This is a genomic window from Mycobacterium lehmannii, assembly GCF_001499925.1.
Classification (GTDB): Bacteria; Actinomycetota; Actinomycetes; order Mycobacteriales; family Mycobacteriaceae; genus Mycobacterium; species Mycobacterium lehmannii.
This window is the reverse complement of sequence record NZ_LQIR01000005.1, coordinates 93965-110543: the sequence shown is the minus strand read 5'-3', so window position 1 is coordinate 110543 and position 16579 is coordinate 93965. Positions and strand designations below refer to the sequence as shown.

General features: G+C 67.1%; 16 protein-coding genes. 7 read left to right on the top strand and 9 right to left on the bottom strand.

Features of this window, described 5'->3' with window-relative positions:
- The first annotated feature begins 137 nt into the window (after positions 1-137).
- The 6 genes from murJ to AU192_RS05085 all read left to right on the top strand — a co-directional run bounded on the left by murJ (position 138) and on the right by AU192_RS05085 (position 7744).
- Positions 138-3647 carry a murein biosynthesis integral membrane protein MurJ gene (murJ, locus tag AU192_RS05110; RefSeq protein ID WP_064394704.1) on the top strand — a complete coding sequence of 1170 codons (3510 nt, stop codon included), beginning with the start codon at positions 138-140 and terminating at the stop codon, positions 3645-3647.
- Between the two features lie 87 nt (positions 3648-3734).
- Positions 3735-4307, top strand: a complete 573-nt coding sequence (gene sigM / locus AU192_RS05105) for an RNA polymerase sigma factor SigM (protein ID WP_064394703.1) — start codon at positions 3735-3737, stop codon at positions 4305-4307.
- A 57-nt stretch (positions 4308-4364) separates the two neighbouring features.
- Positions 4365-4982, top strand: a complete 618-nt coding sequence (locus AU192_RS05100) for a hypothetical protein (RefSeq protein ID WP_064394702.1) — start codon at positions 4365-4367, stop codon at positions 4980-4982.
- 90 nt (positions 4983-5072) lie between these two features.
- Entirely contained in the window at positions 5073-6044 is a 972-nt protein-coding gene (gene trxB / locus AU192_RS05095) for a thioredoxin-disulfide reductase (protein ID WP_064394701.1), read from the top strand.
- Positions 6045-6057: 13 nt separating this feature from the next.
- Positions 6058-6393 carry a thioredoxin gene (gene trxA / locus AU192_RS05090; RefSeq protein ID WP_064394700.1) on the top strand — a complete coding sequence of 112 codons (336 nt, stop codon included), beginning with the start codon at positions 6058-6060 and terminating at the stop codon, positions 6391-6393.
- A gap of 154 nt (positions 6394-6547) precedes the next feature.
- Positions 6548-7744, top strand: a complete 1197-nt coding sequence (locus AU192_RS05085; protein ID WP_064394699.1) for an N-acetylmuramoyl-L-alanine amidase — start codon at positions 6548-6550, stop codon at positions 7742-7744.
- On the opposite strand, the gene AU192_RS05080 is transcribed toward AU192_RS05085, so the two are convergent.
- The 9 genes from AU192_RS05080 to rpmH all read right to left on the bottom strand — a co-directional run bounded on the left by AU192_RS05080 (position 7639) and on the right by rpmH (position 14184).
- A complete protein-coding gene (locus AU192_RS05080; RefSeq protein ID WP_064394698.1) occupies positions 7639-8538 on the bottom strand; it encodes a hypothetical protein in 900 nt (299 codons plus the stop codon). The two genes, AU192_RS05085 and AU192_RS05080, sit on opposite strands and share 106 nt — an antisense overlap.
- A 207-nt stretch (positions 8539-8745) precedes the next feature.
- Positions 8746-9729 (bottom strand): ParB/RepB/Spo0J family partition protein, encoded by a 984-nt coding sequence (locus AU192_RS05075; protein ID WP_064394697.1) that lies wholly within the window; start codon positions 9727-9729, stop codon positions 8746-8748.
- Positions 9730-9787: 58 nt separating this feature from the next.
- Positions 9788-10864, bottom strand: a complete 1077-nt coding sequence (locus tag AU192_RS05070) for a ParA family protein (RefSeq protein WP_242656903.1) — start codon at positions 10862-10864, stop codon at positions 9788-9790.
- Positions 10861-11550, bottom strand: a complete 690-nt coding sequence (gene rsmG, locus AU192_RS05065; RefSeq protein ID WP_064394696.1) for a 16S rRNA (guanine(527)-N(7))-methyltransferase RsmG — start codon at positions 11548-11550, stop codon at positions 10861-10863. Before rsmG ends, AU192_RS05070 begins: the two co-directional genes overlap by 4 nt.
- Positions 11551-11609: 59 nt before the next feature.
- Complete coding sequence (locus tag AU192_RS05060; protein WP_064394695.1) at positions 11610-12155, bottom strand: Jag family protein; 546 nt, start codon at positions 12153-12155, stop codon at positions 11610-11612.
- 34 nt (positions 12156-12189) lie between these two features.
- Positions 12190-13245 (bottom strand): membrane protein insertase YidC, encoded by a 1056-nt coding sequence (yidC, locus tag AU192_RS05055; RefSeq protein WP_423202670.1) that lies wholly within the window; start codon positions 13243-13245, stop codon positions 12190-12192.
- Positions 13246-13288: 43 nt separating this feature from the next.
- Positions 13289-13651 carry a membrane protein insertion efficiency factor YidD gene (gene yidD / locus AU192_RS24970; RefSeq protein ID WP_082693593.1) on the bottom strand — a complete coding sequence of 121 codons (363 nt, stop codon included), beginning with the start codon at positions 13649-13651 and terminating at the stop codon, positions 13289-13291.
- Positions 13648-14007 carry a ribonuclease P protein component gene (gene rnpA / locus AU192_RS05050; RefSeq protein ID WP_064394711.1) on the bottom strand — a complete coding sequence of 120 codons (360 nt, stop codon included), beginning with the start codon at positions 14005-14007 and terminating at the stop codon, positions 13648-13650. The genes yidD and rnpA overlap by 4 nt, the downstream gene beginning before the upstream one ends.
- A gap of 33 nt (positions 14008-14040) precedes the next feature.
- A complete protein-coding gene (gene rpmH, locus AU192_RS05045; RefSeq protein WP_064346175.1) occupies positions 14041-14184 on the bottom strand; it encodes a 50S ribosomal protein L34 in 144 nt (47 codons plus the stop codon).
- 553 nt (positions 14185-14737) lie between these two features.
- On the opposite strand from rpmH, the gene dnaA reads away from it, so the two are divergent.
- Positions 14738-16222, top strand: a complete 1485-nt coding sequence (dnaA, locus tag AU192_RS05040) for a chromosomal replication initiator protein DnaA (protein ID WP_064394693.1) — start codon at positions 14738-14740, stop codon at positions 16220-16222.
- The last annotated feature ends 357 nt before the right edge of the window (positions 16223-16579 follow it).

Genomic DNA, 16579 nt, shown 5'->3' with positions numbered 1-16579 from the left:
CCCCAGGATCTGGTCGACGATGTCGCCCGCAGAGGTGGTCGCTATCCGGCTGAGCCCGGGGTCGCGGACCCGCCCCCCGCCGTCGCGCCGGCCGCGAAGAACTCTCCGACGCGGCGGTGGTGTCGCGTTCGTGGGGCATGGCGGTTGCGACGCTGGTCAGCCGGCTCACGGGGTTCGCCCGCATCGTGCTGCTGGCGACGATCCTCGGCGCCGCACTCACCAGCGCGTTCTCGGTGGCCTACCAGCTGCCCAACTTGATCGCGGCGCTTGTACTCGAGGCGACGTTCACCGCGATCTTCGTGCCGGTGCTGGCGCGCGCCGAGCGCGACGATCCCGACAACGGCACGGCGTTCATCCGCCGCCTGGTCACGCTGACGACGACGCTGCTGCTGATCATCACCGCGCTGTCGGTGGCCTCGGCGCCGATGCTCGTCGACCTCATGCTCGGCAGCGACCCCGAAGTCAACCGCGACCTCACCACCGCGTTCGCCTACCTGCTGCTGCCGCAGGTGCTGTTCTACGGGTTGTCGTCGGTGTTCATGGCAATCCTGAATACCCGCAACGTGTTCGGGCCACCCGCCTGGGCACCGGTATGCAACAACATCGTCGCGATCGTGACGCTGGGTTTGTATCTCGTTGTCCCCGGCGAACTCTCGGTCGACCCGGTGCGGATGGGCAACGCGAAGCTCCTCGTGCTCGGTATCGGGATGACGCTCGGAACGGTGACGCAGGTCCTGGTGCTGTTGGCCGCGATCCGCCGCGAACGCATCAGCCTTCGCCCGCTGTGGGGCATCGATGAGCGGATGAAGCAGTTCGGCGCAATGGCCTCGGCGATGGTGCTGTACGTGTTGATCAGCCAGGTCGGGTTGATCGTCGGCAACCGAATCGCCAGCGGCGCCGCGGCTTCCGGGCCAGCGATCTACAACTACACGTGGCTGGTGCTGCAGTTGCCGTTCGGCATGATCGGGGTGACGGTACTGACCGTCGTGATGCCACGGTTGAGTCGCAACGCCGCCTCAAACGATCAACGCGCGGTGCTCGCCGACCTCTCGCTGGCCACCCGGCTGACGATGGTGACGCTCATCCCCATCGTCGCGCTGATGACGGTCGGCGGACCCGCGATCGGCAGCGCGCTGTTCGCCTACGGCAATTTCGGTGAGGTCGACGCGAACTACCTGGGTATGGCGATCACGCTGTCAGCGTTCACACTGGTGCCCTATGCGCTTGTGCTGCTTCAACTTCGGGTGTTCTATGCGCGACAACAACCGTGGACGCCGATCCTGCTGATCGTCGTGATCACAACCGTCAAGATCATCGCCTCGCTGATTGCGCCCTACCTCACCGACGACCCCGATCTGGTCGCCGGCTACCTCGGAGCTGCCAACGGGCTGGGCTTCGTCGCGGGCGCGGTGGTCGGTTACTTTCTGCTGCGCGCCAATCTCGACCCGCCGGGCGGCCGGCTCATCAACCTGCAAGTCGTGCGCTCGGTGCTGGTCACGATCGCCGCCTCGCTGCTCGCCGCGATGGCCGGCCAGGTCGCCGACAAGCTGTTCGGCCTGGAGTCGCTGACGCGGAACTGGGGCGGTGCCGGCTCACTGCTGCGACTGGTCGTGCTCGGCGTGGTCATGGTGCCGGTCATCGTCGGCGTCCTCCTCGGTGCGCGCGTGCCGGATGCCCAGGCGGCCCTCGAGGCGGTCCGGCGACGACTCGGCGCTGGTGCCCGGCCCGGCTCCGGGGGCGGCGGGGTAGCTGTCGGGGCCGCCGACCGGCCACGGACGCGCACCCCTCTCCCGTACCCTGAACAGAGGAATTCGTCCGCACCGGGGCGTCGGCACAGCCCGCCGGCCGTCCGACGCGGACCACCTGACCCCGTTGCCGGGGACCGGACGCGGAAAGGACCAGCGGTGAGCGACGAACCCGCAGGCGGCTCCGCGCCCGCACCCGATTCCGCGACCAGCAAGATTCCGACCGGTCAGTCCGACGTCGTCGCCGACGACCTGCGGCCCGACGTGCCCGATCCCGGTCAGACCACCGAGTTCGCCGCCGAGAACGGCACGACCCGGCTACCGGTCTCGGGCCGGCCGCCCTCGGACTACGGTGGTGATCCCACCCGCGAACCCCTCGCGTTCGACCCGCCGCGCGAACCGGCCATCGAGGCCGCCACCTCCGACGAGGACGTCCACCTCATCCCGGGCGCAATGGTCGGCGGCGGCCGCTACCGCCTGCTGGTGTTCCACGGCGGCCCGCCCACGCTGCAGTTCTGGCAGGCACTCGACACAGCGCTGGACCGCCAGGTGGCGCTCACCTTCGTCGACCCGGACAACACCCTGTCCGACGAGGCGCTGCGCGAGATTCTGGCGCGCACCCGCAAGCTGAGCAGCATCGACATGCCCGGCATCGCCAGGGTGCTCGACGTGGTCAACACCGGATCCGGTGGGCTGGTCGTGTCGGAGTGGATCCGGGGCGGCTCGTTGACCGAGGTCGCCGACACGTCGCCGTCCCCGATCGGTGGCGCCAGGGCGATGCAGTCGCTGGCGGCGGCCGCCGAGGCCGCGCACCGTGCGGGAGTCGCGCTCTCGCTCGATCACCCGGGGCGGGTCCGGGTCAGCATCGAGGGTGACGTCGCGCTGGCCTTCCCGGCGACGCTGCCCGACGCGACACCCGAGGACGACATCCGCGGGATCGGGGCGGCGCTGTACGCGCTGCTGATCAATCGGTGGCCACTGCCTGAGCACGGCGTGCGCAGCGGGTTGGCCCCCGCCGACCTCGACTCGGCCGGACAACCGATCGAACCGCGCGCAGTCGATCGCCAGATCCCGTTCCAGATCTCGGCCGCGGCAGCGCGGGCCGTGCAGGAAGGCGGCGGCATCCGAAGCGCGCCGACCCTGCTGAATCTGCTCCAGCAGGCGACGGCGATCGCCGATCGCACCGAGCTGATCTCCCCGGTCGATGAAGCCGACCGCTCGGTGGCCCCGGGTGTTGCCGGCGCTACCGACCCGGAGACCGAGGCGCGGCGTCGCAAGGCCCTGATGATCGGGCTCGGCGTCGGCGGCGCCATCGTCGTGGTCGCGCTCGTGGTGCTGGCGACGGTGCTGAGCCGGATCTTCGGCGATGTCGGCGACGGCCTGGGCGGCGACCGGCTCGGCCTAAACGACCCGACCACCACAGAGTCGGCCGAAGGCAGCACCGGCAGCGGCAATGTCGTCAAACCGACTGCGGTGTCGGTCTTTTCACCCGAGGGTGAGGCCGATGCGCCGTCCGATGCGCCGAAGGCGATCGACGGTGACAAGTCCACGGTGTGGCCGATCGACACCTACACCGACCCGGTGCCGTTCCCGAACTTCAAGAACGGCGTCGGGCTGATGCTGCAGCTGCCGCAGTCGACCACGGTCGGCGAGGTCGACATCGACCTCAACAGCACCGGCACGGCCGTCGAGATCCGCTCCGCGCAGTCCCCGACACCGTCGTCACTTGCCGACACCACCGTGCTGACCCCGGCCACCCAGCTCAAACCGGGCTCCAACACCATCAAGGTCGAGAACGCCTCGCCCACCTCCAACCTGCTGGTCTGGGTGTCGACGCTAGGCCAGGTCAACGGCGAGAGCCGGTCGGACATCGCCGAGGTCACGGTCAGGTCGACGTCCTGACCGCACGGTCGGCGTCTTGCCGGGATTCATCCACAGCCCGCCAAAGATGTGTCGGGAGACACCCGCGTAGCCGTTTAGTGTTCGGCTGTGGGGAGCTTCGGGGGGACGGCCGGGGAACGCAGCGACGCGGAGTTGCTCGCCGCGCACGTCGCCGGTGACCGCTACGCGTTCGAGGAGTTGTTCTACCGCCACCACCGGCAGCTGTACCGGATCGCGCGCATCATCAGCCGCAATGCCGACGACGCCGCCGACGCGCTGCAGGACGCGATGCTCAAGGCGCACCGGCGGGCGCCCGCCTTCCGCTACGACTCGGCGGTGAGCAGCTGGCTGTACCGCATCGTGGTGAACTCGTGTCTGGACCGGTTGCGGCGCAACAAAACCCGCGTCGCTGAAACGCTGTCCGACGATCAGGGCCACATCGGTGACCCGGCCTCGCGCGTGGACACCGCGATCGTCGTCGAGCGGGCGCTGATGCGGTTGCCCGTCGAACAGCGCGCCGCGGTGGTGGCCGTCGACATGCAGGGCTACTCGGTCGCCGAGACCGCCCGCATCCTCGGCGTGCCCGAAGGCACCGTCAAGAGCCGATGCTCCCGCGCCCGGGCCAAGCTGGCCGAGGCACTCGAGTACTTCGACGCGGAAACCGCCGCTCGCACCGACTGAGCGGAACCGCGGGCACATCCGCCGCGTCTTACGTGTCGTGGTGGAGACTGGCTAGCGATGCAGACCGGAACGGACGACGACTCGGATCCGGCGGTTGAGCGGGTGCGCCGCGGCCTGGCCGAGTTGGCGCACGACGAGGACTCCGCGCCGGACGTGCCCGCGGACGTCGCCGCACGCATTGGTGCCGCGTTACGGGCCGCCGGTGCACCCCGTCACGCCGTCGCACGGCCGCGGCTGCGCCGAATCCACGTTCTCGGGCTGGTCGCCGGCCTGGCCGCCGTGACCGCCGGGGTCATCATCGGCACGTCGACGCTGGTGCGCGATCCCGCACCACGGTTCTCCCAGCCCGGGCCCACCGCCGAGCGCATCACCGTGCCGCGCCGGCCGCCCGCCTTCCCGCTAACCGGTCCCCAGCTCACCGGCCTGCTCTCGGCACTGCCCGATTACGGGCCGCTGTCCGATCCGCGCCGCCGCACCGCCTGCCTCGAGGGACTGGGGCACCCAGCGACCACGCCCGTCCTCGGGGCGCTTCCGGTTGAGCTGACTGGGCGCCCGGCTGTCGTGCTGCTTCTGCCCGCGGGCACGGATGCCGACATCCTTGCCGTGGCCGTGGATGCTGCGTGCCATGCGGCTCACGGTGGGCTGCTGGCCGAAACCGTGGTCGCACGACCGTAGTCTGTCCCCCGAGGTTGTTCGGAAACTCCGGGAACACCACCGCCTACGCTGGTGTTATACCGGTGCCGCGAAAGTGGCAGAAAGGCGCTCATGACCACCACATCCACGGTTCACGATCTGATCATCATCGGATCCGGTCCGGCCGGCTACACCGCAGCGATCTACGCAGCGCGTGCGCAGTTGAAGCCCCTGGTGTTCGAAGGCGTCCAGTTCGGCGGTGCGTTGATGACCACCACCGAGGTGGAGAACTATCCCGGCTTTCGCAACGGCATCACGGGTCCCGAATTGATGGACGAGATGCGCGAACAGGCGTTGCGCTTCGGCGCGGACCTGCGCATGGAGGATGTCGACGCTGTCTCGCTCGAAGGTCCGGTCAAGACCGTCACCGTGGGCGACGACACCTACCGGGCGCGGGCGATCATCCTCGCGATGGGCGCTGCGGCGCGGCACCTCGGCGTGCCTGGCGAGGAGGCCCTGATGGGCATGGGCGTGAGCACCTGCGCGACCTGTGACGGGTTCTTCTTCCGCGAAGAGGACATCATCGTCGTCGGCGGCGGCGACTCGGCGATGGAGGAGGCGATCTTCCTGACCAAGTTCGCGCGCAGCGTCACCCTGGTGCACCGCCGCGACGAGTTCCGCGCCTCGCGGATCATGCTGGACCGCGCCCGCGCAAACGAGAAGATCACGTTCCTGACCAACACCGACGTCCTCGAGATCGAAGGCAGCCCCAAGGTCAGCGGAGTCCGGTTGCGCAACAAGGTGACCGGCGAGGAGTCGAAGCTGGCCGTCACCGGTGTGTTCGTCGCGATCGGCCACGACCCGCGTTCGGATCTGATCCGCGGCCAGGTCGACCTCGACGAGGACGGTTACGTCCTGACGCAGCAGGGGTCGACCAGCACATCGATCGAAGGTGTCTTCGCCGCAGGCGATCTCGTCGACCGCACCTACCGCCAGGCCATCACCGCTGCGGGCACCGGCTGCTCGGCGTCCATCGACGCCGAACGCTGGCTCGCCGAAATCGGTTCTGGCCCAAGCGATGAAACCATCGAAACACCCGTCTGATAGGAGTACCCCGATGACTGAGAGCACCGGATCCACGGTAGCGGTGACCGACGACTCGTTCTCCCAGGACGTGTTGTCCAGCAGCACACCGGTGCTGGTGGACTTCTGGGCGACCTGGTGCGGTCCCTGCAAGATGATCGCCCCGGTGCTCGAGGAGATCGCCACCGAAAAGGCGGGCGCGCTGACCGTCGCCAAACTCGACGTCGACGCCAACCCCGTCACGGCCCGCGATTTCCAGGTGGTGTCGATCCCGACGCTCATCGTGTTCAAAGACGGCTCCCCGGTGAAGCGGATCGTCGGCGCAAAAGGCAAGGCAGCGCTGCTGCGCGAGCTCTCTGACGTGCTCTAGACGTGCTCTAGCCGCCGTCCGACGCCACAATCCGGGGCACGGACACCCGCCTGGGGTTTTCTTGAATCGGCGAAGTGTCTGCGACAATCGTGCCTAGCCCGTCAACTTGGTCGGCGCCCTCGCGCAGCTGACAACCGTGACTGAAAGGCCGCATATGTCCAGTCTGCGTCGCGGTGACCGCGGGTCCGCGGTCACCGAGATCAGGGCTGCACTGACGGCGCTGGGCATGCTCGACAACTCCGACGAGGAAATCACCACCGGCAGGCATATCGCGCTGGACTTGTTCGACGCCGAACTCGACCATGCCGTGCGGGCCTTCCAGCAGCATCGAGGTCTGCTGGTCGACGGGATCGTCGGCGAAGCGACGTACCGTGCGCTCAAAGAGGCGTCGTACCGGCTCGGCGCGCGCACGCTCAGCCACCAGTTCGGCGCCCCGATGTTCGGCGACGACGTCGCCACACTGCAGGCCCGACTCCAAGACCTCGGCTTCTACACCGGCCTCGTCGACGGACATTTCGGTCTGAGCACGCACAACGCATTGATGTCGTATCAGCGCGAGTACGGCCTGTACCCCGACGGGATCTGCGGCCCGGAGACGTTGCGCTCCTTGTACTTTCTGGGATCACGCGTCACCGGCGGCTCTCCGCACGCGATCCGCGAGGAGGAGCTCGTCCGCCGCTCCGGTCCCCGGCTCTCGGGTAAACGCATCATCATCGACCCGGGCCGCGGCGGCGACGACCACGGTCAGATCATGCAGGGCCCGAGCGGGCCGATCAGCGAGTCAGACATCCTATGGGACTTGGCGAGTCGGCTCGAGGGCCGGATGACCGCGATCGGTATGGAGACCTTCCTGTCGCGGCCGGCCAACCGTGCCCCCTCGGACGCCGAACGCGCCGCGACCGCGAACGCCGTCGGCGCCGACCTCATGATCAGCCTGCGCTGCGCCACCCAGCCCAGCCCCGGAGCCAACGGCGTCGCCTCGTTCCACTTCGGGAACTCACACGGCTCGGTGTCGACCATCGGCCGCAATCTCGCCGACTTCATCCAACGAGAAGTCGTGGCACGCACCGGATTACGCGATTGCCGCACCCATGGGCGGACGTGGGACCTGTTGCGTCTGACCCGGATGCCCACGGTGCAGGTCGACGTCGGCTACATCACCAACCCGCACGACCGGGCCATGCTGGTGTCCTCGCAGGCCCGCGACGCCATCGCCGAGGGCATGCTCGCCGCCGTCAAGCGGCTCTACCTGCTCGGCAAAAATGACCGTCCCACAGGCACTTTCACGTTCGCCGAACTGCTCGCCCACGAGCTCTCGGTCGAACAGGCCGGACGCGTCAGCCCGTCCTGACCGCCGATCGCGGTCAAGGACACCGAACTCGCGCCCGCCCCAACCGGCTGGCGTATCTGCGCGAACTCGAACAGGCGCTCCAACGCCGCTTCGACATCGGCCTTCCAGCCCAGCCCCTGCTCCAACTCGAGGCGCAGTCGCGGGAAGTACCGGTGCTGGGCGACAACGACGAAGCCCGCGTCCAGAAGTAGGTCCGCGTCGAGCACGCACTGTTCGACCGAGCAGTCGCCGAGGACTTCGACGACCGGGCGCAGCGACGGCGTCACCGCCCCCGGTTCGGCGAGCTCGCGGACTTCGGTGGTGTGCGCGAACGCTTCGAGCGCACGGGCGCCGCGCCGAACCAGGTCACCCACCACCGCCGAGATCAGCGCCCGCGACAAACCCTCGGCGTCCTCACCGGATTCGATACCCAGCGACGTGAGTAGGACGGCGTCGGCGCTGACGGGCGCGGTCGGGAACCGGTGTGCGCGCGGGACGGCCCCGGGCGGCGCGTAGAACGCGTATCCCAGGCACGCCTCGTCTCCGCGCAGCGGGACGGGCCCGTCGTCGGTCTCGCCGTCGGCGCACTGCACCGCGACCTGACCGCACGATCCCCATTCGAGCATGACCATCGACAGCCATGCCTCTTTCTCGAATTCGGGATCCGACAGGTGATCGTCGACGCCGGGAACCGCGGCGCCGGTCGCATCCCGCCCGAGGGTCGAAGGATCGACCTCCCAGTACACGCAGCGGCGGGCATGCTTGGGCAACTGCTCGAACGCTTCGAGCCGTAGAGGCGTGATGCGTGCCGACACTAAAGTCCCCGAGTCCTACGCGGTGCAGAGGTACACAGCTGCCACTCCAGAATAGAAGGGTGCGGACACCTCGACGCTCCGATTCGGGTGCCTCTCGCGCGGAGCGGCGAAACGCGTTGTGTCACAGGTGGTTTCCTTCGAAGGGCGGCGGTCACGCCGATGAGACCCGGGTTGTGTCACAGTGACGTAATTACCCGGTGTGGTAGGTCACCGTTCGGATGCGCTCATCAGTTCGACTATGCGCTGCAGATCATCGACCGACCCGAATTCGACCACGATCTTGCCTTTGCGTTTGCCGAGGCTGACCGTGACGCGGGTATCGAACGCCGTCGACAGCCGCTCGGCAACGTCCTGGAGGCCCGGCATGTTGATCGGCTTGCGCTTCGGCGCCGCCGGTGCGGCCGGACCCGCACTGTTGGCCAGCGTGACGGCTTCCTCGGTCGCTCGCACGGACAGCCCCTCGGCGACGATCCGCGCGGCGAGCTCCTCTTGCTTCTCCGGTCCGCCTTCCAGCGACAGGAGCGCGCGCGCATGTCCGGCGGAGAGCACCCCGGCGGCGACCCGGCGCTGTACGGCGATGGGCAGGCGCAGCAACCGGATCATGTTCGTGATCACCGGACGCGAGCGCCCGATCCGCGACGCAAGTTCATCGTGGGTGACCTCGAACTCGTCGAGGAGCTGCTGATAGGCGGCCGCCTCCTCCAACGGGTTCAGCTGCACGCGGTGGATGTTCTCCAACAACGCGTCGCGCAGCATGCTGTCGTCGGTGGTCTCGCGGACGATCGCCGGGATGGTCCCGAGGCCGGCCTCTTGGGCGGCGCGCCAGCGCCGCTCCCCCATCACGAGTTGGAAGCGGGCGCCTCCCGGTTCGGGCTGCGGAAGCGCGCGCACGACGATCGGCTGCATGAGACCGAACTCGCGGATCGAGTGGACGAGCTCGGCCAGCGCCTCCTCGTCAAAGACCTGGCGCGGCTGCCGCGGGTTCGGCTCGATCGATGCGGGATCGATCTCGCGGTACACCGCGCCGACCTCGTTCACCACGCCGTTGGACGGCCCGCCGATCACGACATCGGCGGCCGCGTCACCCATCCGCGGGCCGAGCCCGGACTGGTCGCCGTCGGCTGGGCCGGTGGGGATGAGCGAAGCCAGGCCGCGGCCGAGACCGCTGCGCTTGCGTGTGGGTTGGCTCATCGTCTGCTCCTCTTCGCGTAAGCGCTCATCGGTACGTTCTGCCTTCCTCCGCAAACGCTCATCGGTTGTTTCGATTCTGACCGCGATCGGCGATCTCCCGGCTCGCGTCCAGATAACTCATCGCTCCGCGCGAGCCCGGGTCGTAGCCGAGGATCGTCATCCCGTAACCGGGCGCCTCGGACACTTTGACGCTGCGCGGGATGACGGTGCGTAGAACCTTGTCGCCGAAGTGGGCCCGCACATCGGAGGCCACCTGGTCGGCGAGCTTGGTTCGGCCGTCGTACATCGTCAGGATCACCGTGGTCACGTCGAGTTGCGGATTGAGGTGTGCCTTGACCATTTCGATGGTCCGCATCAGCTGGCCGACACCTTCCAGTGCGTAGTACTCGCACTGGATCGGGATCAGCACCTCGGGCGCCGCGACGAACGCGTTGATGGTCAGCAGGCCGAGCGACGGCGGACAGTCGATGAACACGTAGTCGAAGTTGAACTCCGTGAGCGACGCCAGCGCCGTGCGCAGGCGGCCCTCGCGGGCCACCATGCTCACCAACTCGATCTCGGCGCCGGCCAGGTCGATGGTCGCGGGCACACAGTAGAGCCGCTCGTTGTGGGGGCTGCGCTGCAGGGCGTCGCGCAGCGGGATCTCTCCAATCAACACTTCGTACGACGACGGCGTGCCCGGCCGGTGCTCGATGCCCAGTGCCGTGCTCGCGTTGCCCTGCGGGTCGAGGTCGATGACGAGCGTCTGCAGTCCCTGCAGGGCGAGCGCCGCCGCGATGTTGACGGCCGTGGTCGTCTTGCCGACCCCGCCCTTCTGATTGGCGATCGTGAACACGCGCTGCCGATCGGGCCGCGGAAGGCTGCCCTTCGACGCGGCGTGGAGCAGCCGCACCGCACGCTCGGCCTCGGCGCCGATCGGAGTGTCGAGACCGACGGGATCCTCCCATCGGTCCTGCTCCGCCTTCTCCGGCCACTTCTCCTTTTGGGTCTCAGTGGTGCGCGGCGAGGTTTCACGTGAAACATCGGCCGTTCCCGTCGCCAGGCCGACTGCGACGGCATCGGTTTCACGTGAAACATTCGCGGGCTGACCCACGGATTCCGCGCGTGCTTGCACCCCGTTCCGCGACGCCATCATCCTCGTCTCCTGCCCGTTGGCCGGTGCGTTACCGCCTTCTCCCGCCGTGCCACGACGACGGTCGCGGGTGGATCCAAGTAGTTCGCGCCACACCTCATCACCCTTACATCGGCCGCGCCGAGCGACGCCATCACACGCCGATGGTCGCGGATCTCCTCTTCGGCACGCTCACCCTTGAGGGCGAGCATGTGGCCGTCGACGCGAAGGAGCGGCATGCTCCATCGAGTCAGCTTGTCCAGGGAGGCCACCGCCCTGGACACCACTACATCCGTCTCCCCCAACTGCTTCCTCACCCCCGGCTCCTCGGCCCGTCCGCGAACGACGGTCACGTCGATTCCGAGTTCGTCGACCATCTCGCGCAAAAACTCGCTGCGGCGCAGGAGTGGTTCGATGAGGGTCACGTGTAGGTCGGGTCGGGCCAACGCCAACGGTATCCCGGGAAGACCCGCGCCACTACCAATGTCGGCGACTCTCTGATCCGGCTCGACGAGTTCGGACAGCGCCACACTGTTGAGGATGTGGCGCTCCCAGATTCGCTCGACTTCGCGCGGACCGATCAGCCCGCGTTCGACGCCCGCACCCGCAAGCGTCGCGGCGTAGCGCTGGATTCGGTCGAGGCGCTCCTCGAACAAGGAGGCGGCCGCGTCCGGCGGCGCCGACACCTCCCCATGTTTCACGTGAAACATCCTCCGGATCGTCGCGTCGGACCGACGGCGCCAATGAACTACACGGTTGTAACTCTGGGTCAGTCGGCGAGGACGACCACGCGCCGCGACGGCTCGACGCCCTCGCTCTCGCTGTGGACGCCGTCGACGGCCGCCACCGCGTCGTGCACAATCTTGCGCTCGAATGGCGTCATCGGGGCCAGCTCTTCACGTTCGCCGGTCTCGAGCACGCGGCGCGCCACCTTGTCGCCGAGCGCGGCCAACTCGTCGCGGCGCCGGCGCCGCCAGCGCGCAATGTCGAGCATCAGACGGCTGCGCTCCCCCGTCTTCTGGTGCACGGCCAGCCGCGTGAGTTCCTGCAACGCGTCGAGCACTTCGCCCTTGCGACCCACCAACTTGTTCAGGTCGGCGCCGCCGTCGATGCTCACGACCGCGCGGTCCCCCTCGACGTCGAGATCGATGTCGCCGTCGAAGTCGAGCAGGTCCAACAACTCCTCGAGATAGTCGCCCGCGATCTCGCCCTCGGCGACCAACTTCTCCTCCAGATCGTCCTCGGCTACCGGCGCGGAGGCATTGCCGTCCTCATCGACGAGTTCGTCGCGCTCGGTCGTCTCGGCGTCAGTCATGTCCTTCTCTCCTCATTCCACCGGGATCGTCCGGTCACCGTTTACGTTTCTTGGGCCGCGCGCCGGGTCGCGGCGTACGGTTCGCTGCGCCGCTGGCTGCCTTGCCCGGGCTGCTGCTCGTCGGCTTCTTGTCCGCCGCGCCGTTCTCCGACGCGGCCTCGCTACTTTCGGACTCGTCGCTCGACACCGGCTCGGAAACCCCGGGGGTCTTCCCCGCCTGACTCTTACGGGTGCGTTTCGGCTTGGCTCCCGGCGGTGGTGCGTTCTTCGCCTGCCGTTCCTGCGCCTCGAGCTTCTGCGCCTCTTCTTCCTTCTCGATCTTGCCGAACACATAGTGCTGCTGACCGAAGGTCCAGATGTTGTTCGCGAGCCAGTACATGATGATGGCCAGCGGCAGGAACGGCCCACCGGCGACAACGCCGAACGGGAACACATACAGCGCCAGCTTGTTCATCAATGCGGTCTGCGGATTGGCTGCCGCCTCGGGGCTCTGCCGCGCCACCGAGGCCCGGCTGTTGAAGTACGTCGCGACGCCGGCCAGGATCATGATCGGCACACCGACGGCGATCACCGATGCCCGGTTGAACTCCTTGAACGCGTCCAGGCCGGTCGTCTGGATCATCCACCCACCGATCGGCGCGCCGAACAGATGGGCGTCCAGGAAGTGCCCGACGTCGGTGGCGCTGAACACATAGTTGGGCAGCGACCGGTTCGTCACCGGATCCAGGTGCTGGGCCCCGATCCCGTAGCCGCCGGTGCGGTTGAACGACCGCAGCACGTGGAACAGCCCGATGAACACCGGAATCTGAGCGAGCATCGGCAGACAGCCGAGGATCGGGTTGAACCCGTGTTCCTTCTGCAGTTTCTGCATTTCCAGCGCCATACGCTGACGGTCTTTGCCGTACTTCTTCTGCAGCGCCTTGATCTGCGGCTGCAGCTCCTGCATTTGGCGCGTCGTCCGGATCTGCTTCACGAACGGCTTGTAGAGAATCGCGCGCAGGGTGAACACCAGGAACATCACCGAAAGCGCCCACGCGAAAAAGTTCGATGGACCCAGCAGGAAGGCGAACAGCTTGTACCAGACCCACATGATCGCCGACACCGGGTAGTAGATGATGTCGAGGCTGAACCAGTTAAACACGCGTCTCGCTTCCTGCTCGCAATGCTGGATGGCTACCACTGACGTCGGCAGTGGTGTTCCGATCCTCTGAAGACTCGTTCGCGGGAGCGCCCGCCACGTCTTGGTCGCCGTGTCCCCCGGCTGCCGGGCGCTCTGGGATCGGGTCCCATCCTCCCCTATGCCACGGCCCGCATTTCAACAGCCGTACCGTCGCGAGCCAACCGCCGCGCACCAGCCCGTACTCGGTCAATGCGTCGACGGCGTACTGGCTACAGGTCGGGGTGAATCGACACGTCGGCAGCCGCAACGGCGAGATGGTGTGCCGGTACAGCTGAATCACGAAGATGACGGCGCGTGCCGTCCGCGCCGACCTCACAGGGCGGCCTCGGACTTGGGTCTGACTCGGCGAAGGGCTGTGCGCAGTTCTTGTTCGAGCCGCGCCGATATCGCATGCCGGCTGCTGGGCAGGGCGCGGATCACGACGCGATCGGCGGGGTCCAGCTCATCGACGAGGGATCGCGCGACGTGGCGCAGCCGCCGCGAGACGCGATGGCGTTGCACCGCCGTGCCGACCGCTTTGGAGACGACCAGACCGATCCGGGGTCCGGGCTCTGAGCGCTCATCGGACCGCAGGGCGTGCACGACGAGATCGGGCTGCACAGCGCGCACCCCTCGGCTGACCGTGTTCCCGAACTCCGTTGACCGCGTCATGCGGTACCGCGCCGGAAGCACCAGCGTCAACTCCCGCTCGAAGTCACGTGGGAGTCACGCAGTCAGCTTGCGCCGACCCTTGCTCCGGCGGTTCGTGACGATCGCACGGCCTGCCCGGGTGCGCATCCGCAGCCGGAAGCCATGCACGCGCGCCCGGCGCCGGTTGTTCGGCTGGAAGGTCCGCTTGCCCTTGGCCACGGCTGTCTCCTTGTTGCGTCTGGCACCCGCAGCCCCCACCGACGACGTACGAATCGGTTTGGACGCAGTTGCCGTTGGTAAGCTCGTCCATCTTGCTAGCCGGCGCGGTCCCCGGTCGATGCCCGGGTCGCAGCCGTATCACCTCGTACGGGCGACTGTTCGAGGGTACTGAGGAGTTTTCGCTGGGTCAAACCTGGCCGAATGTCAGTGTGGACAGCCACATTTGCAACACGCGTCACCGCCGACCAACAGCGGAAAATATCCGTCCATGCAATGTTGCAGAACGGTTGGCACCCGCGAAGAAAACTGTTAGCTTCTGCCAATGCCGCTTCGATAACGAAACGGCGACGGACAACGAAGCGAGGATGCCCGACCAGTCGTGAGCCCACAGGATGCCTCACATCTGTGATGTGGCCCGACCCGCGGCCTCCCCGCCGGTAGAAAACAGAACGACGACGACTGTCCAGTCTCCACAGCCTGTGGATAACTTTGTGGACAGATCGTCATCGTTCCTTTGGTCGTCTCTGGGCCGGCCGCAAGGGGGTAGTCGTCGTTGACAGCTGACCCCGACCCCCCATTCGTGGCCGTATGGAACACGGTGGTCGCCGAACTCAACGGCAGCCCCGCAGGTGCGGGTGGCGACATGGCGGGCCCGGGCCTCACTCCTCAGCAAAGAGCCTGGTTGAAGCTGGTCAAACCCCTTGTGATCACCGAGGGCTTTGCCCTGCTGTCGGTGCCCACCCCATTTGTGCAGAACGAGATCGAACGTCATCTGCGGGAGCCGATCATCACCGCGCTGAGCCGTCAGCTCGGACAGCGCGTCGAACTCGGTGTGCGTATCGCCGACCCCGGACCCGACGACACCGACGGCCCGCTCGGCGGACTCTCGGCCGTCGGTGAACCCGACGAAGTCGACGAGGATTTCGAAGCCAGGGCGAGCGCCGAGGAAAGTTGGCCAACCTACTTCACCAGCCGGCCGCCGAACACGCTGACCGACGACCCGACGGCGGTCAACCTCAACCGGCGCTACACCTTCGACACGTTCGTCATCGGCGCCTCGAATCGGTTTGCTCACGCGGCGACGCTCGCGATCGCCGAGGCACCCGCGCGCGCGTACAACCCGTTGTTCATCTGGGGTGAGTCCGGGCTGGGCAAGACCCACCTGCTGCACGCGGCGGGCAACTACGCCCAGCGGCTGTTTCCGGGGATGCGCGTCAAGTACGTGTCGACCGAGGAATTCACCAACGACTTCATCAACTCGCTGCGAGACGACCGCAAGGCCTCGTTCAAGCGCAGCTACCGCGACATCGACGTGTTGTTGGTCGACGACATCCAGTTCATCGAGGGCAAGGAAGGTATCCAGGAGGAGTTCTTCCATACCTTCAACACGCTGCACAACGCCAACAAGCAGATCGTGATCTCGTCGGACCGGCCCCCCAAGCAGTTGGCCACCCTCGAGGACCGGTTGCGCACCCGGTTCGAGTGGGGACTGATCACCGACGTCCAACCCCCGGAGCTGGAGACGCGCATCGCAATCCTGCGCAAGAAGGCCCAGATGGACCGTCTCGACGTGCCCGATGACGTCCTCGAGCTCATCGCCAGCAGCATCGAGCGCAACATCCGCGAACTCGAAGGCGCCCTGATCCGGGTCACCGCATTCGCGTCGTTGAACAAGACCGCGATCGACAAGTCGCTGGCCGAGATCGTGCTGCGCGATCTGATCTCGGATGCCAGCACCATGCAGATCAGCACCGCGACGATCATGGCCGCCACCGCCGAGTACTTCGAGACAACCGTCGAGGAGTTACGCGGCCCCGGTAAGACCCGCGCGCTCGCGCAATCCCGGCAGATCGCCATGTATCTGTGCCGCGAGCTGACCGACCTGTCCCTGCCCAAGATCGGGCAAGCGTTCGGCCGTGACCACACCACCGTGATGTACGCGGAGAAGAAGATCCGCGGCGAGATGGCCGAGCGGCGTGAGGTCTTCGATCACGTCAAAGAACTCACGACGCGCATCCGTCAACGCTCCAAGCGCTGACTCACATCGCTCCCCCTCCCACCCGTCGCGCTCGTTCGCGTCCGGCTGCGGCCGTTTCGACAGAAATTTCGTCAAAAATCTTCTGTACCGCCGGCATCACCAGTCACAGCGCGGCGTTGTGCACACCGGTGTGGAGAACCTGGGATCAACCGCCGAACCACCAGCCGATTGCTACACACCCTCCAGCGTCTCCACAGTCTGTCCCGCCCGGCACCGCGGTCATCCACAGTTACCTCACAGCCGCCTACGCCCGTACGCAGCGTTGACATGTATTCATCCCCAGTCTCCACAGGCCCTAATACTGTTGCTTGTATATCTCTCAAGAATCTCCTTCGAAGAAGGCGCTTGGGGAAGCAC

Bases quoted from the DNA above. Each gene is read 5' to 3' on its own strand.
- murJ (WP_064394704.1), top strand. From the start codon at position 138: ATGGCGGTTGCGACGCTGGTCAGCCGGCTCACGGGGTTCGCCCGCATC.
- AU192_RS05100 (WP_064394702.1), top strand. From the start codon at position 4,365: ATGCAGACCGGAACGGACGACGACTCGGATCCGGCGGTTGAGCGGGTG.
- trxB (WP_064394701.1), top strand. From the start codon at position 5,073: ATGACCACCACATCCACGGTTCACGATCTGATCATCATCGGATCCGGT.
- trxA (WP_064394700.1), top strand. From the start codon at position 6,058: ATGACTGAGAGCACCGGATCCACGGTAGCGGTGACCGACGACTCGTTC.
- AU192_RS05085 (WP_064394699.1), top strand. From the start codon at position 6,548: ATGTCCAGTCTGCGTCGCGGTGACCGCGGGTCCGCGGTCACCGAGATC.
- AU192_RS05075 (WP_064394697.1), bottom strand. From the start codon at position 9,729: ATGAGCCAACCCACACGCAAGCGCAGCGGTCTCGGCCGCGGCCTGGCT.
- AU192_RS05070 (WP_242656903.1), bottom strand. From the start codon at position 10,864: ATGATGGCGTCGCGGAACGGGGTGCAAGCACGCGCGGAATCCGTGGGT.
- rsmG (WP_064394696.1), bottom strand. From the start codon at position 11,550: ATGTTTCACGTGAAACATGGGGAGGTGTCGGCGCCGCCGGACGCGGCC.
- AU192_RS05060 (WP_064394695.1), bottom strand. From the start codon at position 12,155: ATGACTGACGCCGAGACGACCGAGCGCGACGAACTCGTCGATGAGGAC.
- yidC (WP_423202670.1), bottom strand. From the start codon at position 13,245: ATGTGGGTCTGGTACAAGCTGTTCGCCTTCCTGCTGGGTCCATCGAAC.